This is a genomic window from Xenorhabdus kozodoii (assembly GCF_002632875.1).
Lineage (GTDB): Bacteria > Pseudomonadota > Gammaproteobacteria > Enterobacterales > Enterobacteriaceae > Xenorhabdus > Xenorhabdus kozodoii.
On sequence record NZ_NJCX01000072.1, the window covers coordinates 1 to 1343 of the forward strand.

At 49.0% G+C, this 1343-nt stretch carries 2 protein-coding genes; one reads left to right on the forward strand and one right to left on the reverse strand.

The annotated features are described in order from the left end of the window. A partial coding sequence (locus Xkoz_RS22465) for a hypothetical protein (protein WP_099143507.1) occupies positions 1–187 on the forward strand: 187 nt, incomplete at its 5' end. A gap of 96 nt (positions 188–283) precedes the next feature. Here Xkoz_RS22465 and Xkoz_RS19100 read toward each other — a convergent pair. Beyond that, positions 284–1288, reverse strand: a complete 1005-nt coding sequence (locus Xkoz_RS19100; protein ID WP_099143508.1) for an IS110 family RNA-guided transposase — start codon at positions 1286–1288, stop codon at positions 284–286. Positions 1289–1343: the final 55 nt, after the last annotated feature.

Genomic DNA, 1343 nt, shown 5'->3' on the forward strand with positions numbered 1-1343 from the left:
AGAAATCTATGGTCACCCCCGTTTTTGCAACACTGATTTTGATGTCGGGTTGGCTTGCTTAAATCTATCCGGCGTCTCTATAGGCAAAGATGCCCGCGCCACGATGAGTTTCGCGCCTGATGAACCTGAAAATGACTTCGGCTTCGATGAGCCCTTCTTACGTTCAGATTCTTCATCAGGCCGATAGGCCATTCATGTCATCAATAATCAGTCTTCGCAAAACCAGATGGGTAACTGTCTTTAACTGCTTTATCCTTAACCTATTGAATCAGCTTGACATCTATCAGATCCGATATTCATTTTGCTGAGTGGTAATTGCCCACGCGATCCGTGCCAGCTTGTTTGCCAGCGCACAGGCAACGACATTCGAATGCTTCTTATTCAGTTGTTCCCGAACCCACTCAGCCAGTCTACCCTGTTGATGTTCCAGCCGCATCATGAATATGCGGGCGCACTGAACCAGTAACCGGCGCAGATTTTTGTTGCCTCGCTTGCTGATACCCAGCAGAGTGGTTTTTCCGCCCGTGCTGTATTGTCGGGGCACAAGCCCGGTAGCGGCAGCAAAATCCCGGCTGCCTGAAAATTGTTTACCGTCACCGAGCTGAGAGGAGAGCAAGCTGGCCGTGATGGGGCCAATCCCCGGGATTGTCATCAGGCGTTGATCCGTCTCGTCTGCTTCAAGGGACTGGTGTAATTCGGCTTCTAACGACGTGATTTGCTCAACAAGATAAAGATAGTGGGTGTGTAATCTCATCAGCAAACGGCTCAAATAATCGGGCATTTCGTGTTCCGCAAGTACCCGTGATAAGCGTTTAATGACCGCCTCACCTTTTGGCAGGCTGATACCGAACTCCAGCAAAAAGGCCTGAATTTGGTTAGTCGTTTTGACCTTATCCCGGATGAGTGAGTCTCTGACACGATGTAGTGCTCTCATGGCCTGTTGAGTCTCTGTTCTCGGCTGGACAAAGCGCATTGATGGCCGTGATGCGGCTTCACATATCGCCTCTGCATCAACAAAATCATTTTTATTACTTTTGACAAACGGGCGCACAAATTGGGGAGAGATGAGTTTGGCTTCATGGCCTAAACCGCCAATCCGTCGCGCCATAAAATGAGCGCCAGCACAGGCTTCCATCACAACCGTTAAAGAGGGACACGTTGCCAAAAACTGCATGAGCTTGGTACGCGTAAACTTTTTACGCAGAATGGCCTTGCCGGATTTATCCTGGCAATGAATATGGAAGGAATGCTTACCGAGATCGATACCAATGAGTGTGACGTTTTGCATGATGACCTCTCCAGAAAAAAATACCCTGTCAGAGTATCGCTCACAAAGTAGGGGG

Bases quoted from the DNA above. Each gene is read 5' to 3' on its own strand.
- Xkoz_RS19100 (WP_099143508.1), bottom strand. From the start codon at position 1,288: ATGCAAAACGTCACACTCATTGGTATCGATCTCGGTAAGCATTCCTTC.